Consider the following 8,044-nt stretch of genomic DNA (forward strand, 5'->3'; position numbering starts at 1 on the left):
TGGAAACCGAGATGCAGAAACTGGTCGTTATCGGCGCTGGCATGGCCTCGGGGCGGATGCTCGAGCATCTGTTCGAGACGGCTTCCGGCAAGTGGGACGTGACGCTTTTCAACGCGGAGCCGCGCGGCAATTACAACCGTATCATGCTGTCGCCGGTGCTTTCGGGCGAGAAGAGCTACGCGGAAATCGTCACCCACGACGAGGATTGGTATGACGCCCATGGCGTGACCTGCCGCTTCGGCGAAAAGGTCACGGGCATCGACCGCGACCGCAAGGTCGTGATCGGCGAGATGGGCGAGGTTGCTTACGACAAGCTGGTCATCGCCACCGGGTCGAACCCGTTCATCATCCCGCTCCCGGGGCATGATCTGGACGGGGTGATCGCCTATCGCGATCTCGACGACACCAACCGTATGATCGAGGCCGCACGGCCCGGCGCGCGCGCGGTGGTGATCGGCGGCGGTCTTTTGGGGCTGGAAGCTGCGGCGGGTCTGCGCCTGCGCGGCATGGACGTGACAGTGGTCCATATCATGGGCCACCTCATGGAACGTCAGCTGGACGAGGCGGCGGGTTACCTCCTGCGCCGCGCGCTGACCGATCGCGGTATAGATGTCCGCTGCTCGGCCAATTCCAAGGAGATATTGGGCGAGGACGGCAAGCTGCGCGCGCTGATGCTCGATGACGGGACCGAACTGCCCTGCGATCTACTGGTTATGGCCGTGGGCATCCGTCCCTCGGTCGCCTTGGTAAAGGATGCGGGGCTTGAGGTCGAGCGCGGCATTCAGGTCGATGCGCAGATGCAAACGTCCGACCCGGATATCCTGTCGCTTGGCGAATGTGTGGAATTCGATGGCCAGATCTTCGGCCTTGTCGCGCCGCTCTACGATCAAGCGAAGGTCGCGGCGCAGACCCTGACCGGGGAGGCCAGCGCATACATCCCCCGCGAGGTCTCGACCAAGCTGAAAGTCACGGGATGCGACCTGTTCTCGGCGGGCGATTTCGCTGAAGGCGAGGGCCGCGAGGATATCGTATTCCGCGATCCCGCGCGCGGCGTCTACAAGCGCATCGTGCTCGAGGGCGACCGCGTCATCGGCGCGGTGATGTATGGCGATGTGGCCGATGGCAACTGGTTCTACGGGCTGATCAAGGACGGCACCGACATCTCGGAGATGCGCGAGACGCTGATCTTCGGCCCGGCCTTCCAGGGGGGCGCCTCGGCGGACCCTATGGCGGCCGTTGCAGCCTTACCGGCTGACGCAGAAATCTGCGGCTGCAACGGCGTGTGCAAAGGTCAGATCGTTGCGGCGATCGAGGCGGGCGCGACGACGCTCGACGCGATCAAGGCGACCACGAAGGCAAGTGCGTCCTGCGGCACCTGTTCGGGTCTGGCCGAACAAGTTCTCGCGGTCACGCTGGGCGACGAATTCGTCTTGCCTACCGCGAAGCCGATCTGCGCCTGCACCGATCATCCGCACGAGGATGTCCGCCGCCTGATCAAGGCGAAAGAGCTGAAATCGCAACCGGCGGTGATGCAGGAACTTGGCTGGAAGACGCCCAATGGCTGCCATGTCTGCCGCCCGGCGGTGAACTACTACCTGCTCGCCGACTGGCCGCTGGAATACACCGACGATCCTCAAAGCCGCTTCGTGAACGAGCGCAACCACGCCAATATCCAGAAGGACGGCACCTATTCGGTCGTGCCGCGGATGTGGGGCGGGATGACCTCCCCGGAAGAATTGCTGGCGATTGCAGAGGCCGCGAAGAAATACGACGCGACCGTCAAGGTTACCGGCGGTCAGCGCATCGACCTACTGGGCATCAAGAAGGAGGACCTGCCCAACATTTGGGCCGATCTGAACGCCGCCGGGATGGTCTCGGGTCACGCCTATACCAAGGGGCTGCGCACGGTGAAGACCTGCGTCGGCACCGACTGGTGCCGCTTCGGTACGCAGGATTCGACCGGGCTGGGGATCAAGCTGGAAAAGCGGCTCTGGGGTGCGTGGACGCCGCACAAGTTCAAGCTCGCGGTGACGGGCTGCCCGCGCAATTGCGCCGAGGCCACCTGCAAGGATCTGGGCGTCGTCTGCGTCGATTCCGGCTTCGAGATCGGTGTCGGCGGCGCGGCCGGAATGGAGCTGAAAGAGACCGAGCCGCTGGCCAAGGTCGGCACCGAACAGGAAGTGATCGACATCACCGTGGCCTTCATGCAGCTCTATCGCGAGAGCGCGAATTACCTCGATAGACCCTATAAATGGATCGCCAAGACCGGCGGTCTGGACTGGATCCGCGAGCAGGTCGTCGACGATCTCGACAATCGCGCGGCGCTGATCGCGCGCTTCGATATCTCGCAATCCGTCTATCAGAAAGACCCATGGGCCGAGCGCGCGACCCCGGAATACGAACGCGCCTGGAGCCCGCTTGCCAATCTTATGCAGGAGGCCGCGGAATGAGCTGGATCGATATCGGAGCCCTCGAAGACATCCCCGTTCAAGGGGCGCGGGTGATCAAGACGCCGCTTGGCTGCGTCGCGGTGTTCCGCACCGCTGATGACGCGGTTTTCGGCCTCTCGGATCGCTGCCCGCACAAGGGCGGGCCCCTCTCGGAAGGGATCGTGCACGGCAACAAGGTGACCTGCCCGCTGCATAACTGGGTGTTCAGCCTGGAAACCGGCGCGGCTCAGGGCGCCGACGCGGGACAGGTCCCGACCTATGACCTGCGCGTCGATGCGGGCCGCGTGCTTATCGATTCCCGCAAGTTCGCCGCGCGAAGCGCCGCCTGAACCGGAGGGAGATGATGATGCGCGCGGCTCAGACCATTTGCACGACCTGCCCCTATTGCGGCGTCGGCTGCGGTGTTCAGGCGACGCCCGACGGCAGGGGCGGCTTGGACATCCGGGGCGACACCGCCCATCCGGCCAATGCCGGTAAGCTGTGCTCGAAAGGCTCGGCGCTTGGCGAGACGGTCGATCTGGACGGTCGGCTGCTGGCGCCGGTCGTGAACGGGCAGGAGACGGATTGGGACAGCGCGCTCGATCTGGTCGCCGGGAGGTTCAGGGCTACGATCGACGCGCACGGTCCCGACAGCGTGGCGTTCTATGTTTCGGGCCAGCTTTTGACTGAAGATTATTATGTCGCCAACAAGCTGATGAAGGGCTTCATCGGCTCGGGCAATATCGATACCAATTCGCGGCTCTGCATGGCGTCGTCGGTGGCCGGTCACAAGCGCGCCTTCGGAACCGATACCGTGCCGGGGCAATACGAGGATTTCGAGCAGTCCGATGTCATCGTGCTGGTCGGCTCCAACCTCGCGTGGTGCCACCCGGTGCTGTTTCAGCGTATCGCAGCGGCGAAAAAGTCGCGACCCGGAATGCGCATCGTAGTGGTCGATCCGCGCCGCACCGCGACCTGCGATCTCGCCGATCTGCATCTGCCCGTCGCGCCCGGCGCGGATGCGGCGCTGTTCAATGCGCTGCTGACCGAGATCGACGCGCAAGGTGCGGTCGATCGCGCCTATGTCGAGGCCCATGTCAGCGGGTTCGCGGATGCGCTTGCGGCGGCGAAGGAAAGCGATACCACAGTGACCGGGCTCAGCGCCACCGATCTGGCCGAGTTCACCCGCCTCTGGATCGGCTCGGAGAAGGTCGTCACGATCTACAGTCAGGGCGTGAACCAGTCGACCTCCGGCACCGACAAGGTCAACGCGATCCTCAATTGCCATCTCGCGACGGGCCGCATCGGCAAGCCCGGCGCGGGGCCGTTCTCGGTCACCGGCCAGCCCAATGCGATGGGCGGGCGCGAAGTGGGCGGGTTGGCCAATATGCTCGCCTGTCACCTCGACATCGAGAATGTGGCGCATCGCGACGCCGTGCAGGGCTTCTGGGCCAGCCCGACCATGGCGCCCGGCCCGGGTCTGAAAGCGATAGACATGTTCCGCGCCGTTGAAGACGGCCGGATCAAGGCGCTCTGGATCATCTGCACCAACCCCGCCGTGTCGATGCCCGAGGCCGACCGCGTGCGTGCCGCCATCGCGGGCTGCGATTTCGTCGTCGTCTCCGATATCACGGCCGACACCGATACCGCGAGGCTGGCCGATGTCATTCTGCCCGCTACCGGCTGGGGCGAGAAGGACGGCACCGTCACGAATTCCGAGCGCCGCATCTCGCGCCAGCGCGCGGTTCTACCCGAACCGGGTGAGGCGCGTCCCGACTGGAAGATTCTCTGCGACGTGGCTGCGAAGATGGGCTGGGCCGAGCATTTCGCCTATGAAGGCCCCGCAGCGATCTTTCGCGAATACGCGGCGCTGTCGGAAGTCGCGGGGCAGTTTGGGCGCGATTTCGACATTTCCGATTTCAAGGCGATTTCAGACGCGGATTACGAGGCGCTCGTGCCCTTTGTCTGGCCGCAGGGCCCGACCAAGAAGGGGGGCCGGTTCTTCGCCGATGGCGGTTTCTTTACGGCCGACGGAAAGGCCCGGATGCTCCCGATCACGCCGCGCGCGCCGAAAACCGCGCTGAGCCCGGAGGCCCCGTTCCGTTTCAACACGGGCCGGGTGCGCGATCACTGGCACACGATGACCCGCACCGCGAAATCGCCGCGCCTGAGCCTGCATATGGCCGAGCCTTATCTGGAAATTCACCCCTCGGACGCCGCCAAACTGGGGCTGAGCGCGGCGGGTCTGGCCGACGTGTCGAACAGCCACGGCCGCGCCGTCCTGCGGGTTCTGGAAAGCACGCGCGCGCAACCCGGCTCGGTCTTCGCGCCGATGCACTGGACAGGCGAAACCGCGTCCGGCGGGCGCATCGATGCGCTGGTCGCCGCCCATGTCGATCCGGTCTCGGGTCAGCCCGAAAACAAGGGCGGCGCGGTGCAGGTCGCGCCTTACAAGGCGGCGTGGTATGGCTTCGCGGTGAGCGCGCAGGACGTCGTTCCGCGCGCCGATTACTGGGCGAAGGCCCGCGCGAAAGGCGGCTGGCGGACCGAGCTGGCCGGGCGCGCCGCACCTGCCGATTGGGAGGCCTTCGCGCGAGAGTTCTTCGCGCTCCCCGACGCCGAGGCGGTGACGATGATCGACGCGGGCCGGGGGCTTGCGCGGATCGCGCTGATGGTCGAAGGGCGCGTCTCGGCGGTGCTCTTTGCGGCCCCCGAGCCCGTGGCCGTGTCGCGCGGCCATGTCGCGGGGCTGCTTGGCGAGACCGACCAACCCGCGCTTCTGGCCGGGCGCGCAGGCGCCGATCAGCCCGATCCGGGGGCAATCGTCTGTGCCTGTTTCGATGTCGGGGTGAACACGATCCTCGCCGCTATCACCGATCAGGGGCTGACCTCCGTTGAAGCCGTGGGTGCGGCGCTGCAGGCGGGCACCAATTGCGGGTCGTGCCGCCCGGAACTCGCGGCCCTTCTGGCGGACGCCCAACCCCGCGAGGCCGCCGAATGAGCCTCGCCCCCTACATCCACGCGATGGGCCGAGGCCCGGGCCGGGCACGGTCGCTGAACCGCGAGGAAGCCCGCGACGCGTTGGGCCAAATCCTGTGCGGCGAGGCCGCCCCCGAGGCGGTCGGCGCGCTTCTGATGCTGATGCGCTATCGCGGCGAGAGCGCCGCCGAGATCGCGGGTTTCGCCGAAGCCGTCCGTGGGACCTTGCCCGAGTGGACCGGCCCCGTGCCCGCGCTTGACTGGCCGAGCTATGCGGCGGGGCGCTCGCGCGGGCTACCGTGGTTCCTGCTGTCCGCGCGGCTGGTGGCAATGGCGGGGGAGCCAGTGTTGCTCCATGGCTGGAATTCGCATCAATCGCCGGTGGCTTCGGTGCGCGATGCGCTGGACGCGGCGGAGATCGGTTTGGCGCAGGATGTGCAAGACGCCGCCGCGCTGATTGAACGCGACAAGGTCGTCTATCTACCGCTTGAGCATTTCGCGCCGCGCGCGCTCGACCTGCTGCGGCTGCGCGAGGTTCTGGGACTGCGCTCGGCGGTCAACACCGTGATGCGCGTGCTCAACCCGGCGCGCGCGCGGGCTTCGGTTCAGGGGGTCTTCCATCCGCCTTATCGCGAGCTGCAGGTCGATGCCTGCGCGCTTCTCGGGCTGCAGGCAATGACGGTGATCAAGGGCGGGGGCGGCGAGTTCGAACGTCATCCCGGGAAAGAGATTGCGCTCTTCGGCCTGCGCGCAGGGGAGCCGTGGACGGCGCAAGCCTCCGGCCTTGTCGACGAGACCCGCCGCTTGGCCGACAGCGCGCCCAATCCCGCCGATCTGGGCCGCCTCTGGGCGGGCGAAAGCGAGGATCTCTTCGCCACCGAAATCGTGCTCGGCACCGCCGAGCTTGCGCTCGCGACCCTCGGATATCCGCAGCCCCGCGCCTTCGCCACAGACCTCTGGACGCGCCGCCATTCCGCAAGCGCCGCATGAAAGGACCACGCTCATGAAGATGTTTGCATCGTTTTTGCCTGTCCCGACCGGCGCTGCGGCCCCCATGCGGAAGGCCGGTATCGTCGCCTTCGTCAGCGAGGTTCTCTATGAAGCGCGCCTTGCCCTGTCCGGGCTGTCATTGGCACGCAAGACGCCCCGGAACGGCCTCCCGGAACGCTCGGGGCAGGGGGCGATCGCGCTCGTCGGTGCTGGGCCCGGCGCGCGCGATCTGTTGACCCTGCGGGCGGCCGAGCGCCTGCAACAGGCCGACATCATCTTCTATGATCGCCTCGTCGATCCGGAGCTTCTGGACCTCGCGCGCCCCGACGCGGAGCAGATCTATGTCGGCAAGTCCGTCGGAGTCTGCGCCTGGCCGCAAGAACGGATCGATGCGGTGATCGTCGCCGCGGCGCTGGAGGGCAAGCAGGTGGTGCGGCTCAAAAGTGGCGACCCGGGCATGTTTGGACGCGCGACGGAAGAGCTCGCCGCGGCGCGCGCGAACGGAATCTCGGTCGAGATCGTGCCGGGCGTCACCGCGGCCTCCGCCGCTGGGGCCGCGCTCGGTCGTTCGCTGACGGAACGCGGCGCGACAGACCGCGTGGTCTTCGCGACCGGGATGTGCCGGGCGGGCGATGACACGCCCGATTGGGGCGCCTCCACGTCCCCGGGAACGACGCTCGCCCTCTACATGGGGGTGCGGCAGGCGCCGGTAATCGAGGCGAACCTTCTCGCGGCAGGCGTGCCGGCTGGCTCTGGGGTCGAAATCGTTTCAGATATCTCGACCGATCGTCAGAGGATCGCCCGCTGTCGCCTCGATGCGCTCGCCGAGACGATCATCCGTGAAGAGATAGGAAATCCCGCGATCATCCTGATACGGTATGACAAGGCTGCCGTTCGCCTTGGCGGCGGAACTGAGATGGAGAATGGCCGCACCGCGCCGCTCGTCGTCAGTTGCTGATGCAGGCCGGAGGTTAGGCTCGAAGTGGTGACCTCCAAGTTCTTTCTCTGCGGCGTCTCCGGCGGAGTAGCTCGAGAGCGACTTGCGTTCGAACCAAAAATTTGAACCAAACGCAGCGATCTTCCGCTCACCGCCCTTTCCTGCTTGGGCGCAGTGAACGGCCTTTTGTGGACATTCGCGCGATAGCCATTGCTGCCGCGCAATGCTTCCAAACCAGCATTTGGCGGCGACGTGCAGCATTGTCCGGCAGGCGAAGGCCCCACAACGGCCAGTTCAGCCGGCCAGCTTATTGCCAGTAAGCCCGCCGGATTTAGCTGATCGGGCGTAAAGCGGCGGGAATGGGTCAGGTCTGATTGTGGTTATTGGGAGCCGTCCAGCTGCCTGCTAACTTTCCTTCTCGGGGGAGGTGGCTCATTCATCGGCGATTAACGGCAAGAACGCCAACTCGTCTAGACGTGCTGAGGCTCTAGGGTCAGGATTCATAACCAGTAGATGACGAGAGCCGCTAGGACGATGGCGGAGAGGAAGACCTTCGGAGATCGGTCATAGCGGGTCGCCACACGCCTCCAGTCTTTGAGCCTACCGAACATTATCTCGATCCGGTTACGGCGCTTGTAGCGGCGTTTGTCATATTTGATGGGCGTCTTGCGTTGCTTTCGGCCCGGGATGCAGGCGCGTATCCCTTTGT

Annotated in this window: 6 protein-coding genes; 5 read left to right on the forward strand and 1 reads right to left on the reverse strand. The window is 65.7% G+C overall.

What is annotated here, in order from left to right; translation table 11 throughout:
* The first annotated feature begins 11 nt into the window (after window positions 1–11).
* The 5 genes from nirB (at window position 12) to cobA (ending at window position 7,356) form a co-directional block, all read left to right on the forward strand.
* Window positions 12–2,450 carry a nitrite reductase large subunit NirB gene (gene nirB, locus B6V72_RS17535; protein ID WP_088736188.1) on the forward strand — a complete coding sequence of 813 codons (2,439 nt, stop codon included), beginning with the start codon at window positions 12–14 and terminating at the stop codon, window positions 2,448–2,450.
* A complete protein-coding gene (gene nirD, locus B6V72_RS17540) occupies window positions 2,447–2,779 on the forward strand; it encodes a nitrite reductase small subunit NirD (RefSeq protein WP_088736181.1) in 333 nt (110 codons plus the stop codon). Before nirB ends, nirD begins: the two co-directional genes overlap by 4 nt.
* A gap of 11 nt (window positions 2,780–2,790) precedes the next feature.
* Window positions 2,791–5,430: a nitrate reductase gene (locus B6V72_RS17545; protein WP_088736182.1), complete on the forward strand. Its 2,640-nt coding sequence runs from the start codon at window positions 2,791–2,793 to the stop codon at window positions 5,428–5,430.
* Complete coding sequence (locus B6V72_RS17550; RefSeq protein ID WP_088736183.1) at window positions 5,427–6,398, forward strand: glycosyl transferase family protein; 972 nt, start codon at window positions 5,427–5,429, stop codon at window positions 6,396–6,398. The genes B6V72_RS17545 and B6V72_RS17550 overlap by 4 nt, the downstream gene beginning before the upstream one ends.
* Before the next feature lie 64 nt (window positions 6,399–6,462).
* Complete coding sequence (gene cobA, locus B6V72_RS17555; protein WP_233243164.1) at window positions 6,463–7,356, forward strand: uroporphyrinogen-III C-methyltransferase; 894 nt, start codon at window positions 6,463–6,465, stop codon at window positions 7,354–7,356.
* Between the two features lie 479 nt (window positions 7,357–7,835).
* Here cobA and B6V72_RS17560 read toward each other — a convergent pair.
* Window positions 7,836–8,044, reverse strand: a 209-nt coding sequence (locus B6V72_RS17560) for a transposase (RefSeq protein ID WP_146696218.1), incomplete at its 5' end; no start/stop codon positions are given.

This window comes from Thioclava sp. F34-6, assembly GCF_002213235.1.
In the GTDB taxonomy this organism is placed as follows: domain Bacteria; phylum Pseudomonadota; class Alphaproteobacteria; order Rhodobacterales; family Rhodobacteraceae; genus Thioclava; species Thioclava nitratireducens.